At 43.8% G+C, this 347-nt stretch carries 2 rRNA genes; both read right to left on the bottom strand.

Annotated elements, in window-relative coordinates:
- A 5S ribosomal RNA gene (gene rrf, locus PVA17_RS25155) occupies positions 1-69 on the bottom strand; the annotation flags it as partial.
- A 181-nt stretch (positions 70-250) separates the two neighbouring features.
- Positions 251-347, bottom strand: a 23S ribosomal RNA gene (locus PVA17_RS25150); the annotation flags it as partial.

Genomic DNA, 347 nt, shown 5'->3' with positions numbered 1-347 from the left:
GGCGCTAAAGAGCTTAACTTCCGTGTTCGGTATGGGAACGGGTGTGACCTCTTTGCCATCATCACTAGACTATTTTCGGCTTTCAATATACATCGTATTTCTTCGTCAGCTTCTGTCGTTCAGTCAGTCACGTACTTGAGTACGCTCCTTCCTTCTCTCCATCGCTTCCTCGAACTACTCGTATCTTGAAACCCTTGAAAGATTATTCTTTCAAAACTGGATAAACGGTGCATTGAATGTTTCAAACATTTTGGTTAAGTCCTCGATCGATTAGTATTCGTCAGCTCCATGTGTCACCACACTTCCACCTCGAACCTATCTACCTCATCGTCTTTGAGGGATCTTAC

Source organism: Lysinibacillus sp. CNPSo 3705 (genome assembly GCF_028674935.1).
Taxonomy (GTDB): domain Bacteria; phylum Bacillota; class Bacilli; order Bacillales_A; family Planococcaceae; genus Lysinibacillus.
This window is presented reverse-complemented; position numbering and strand designations above follow the sequence as displayed.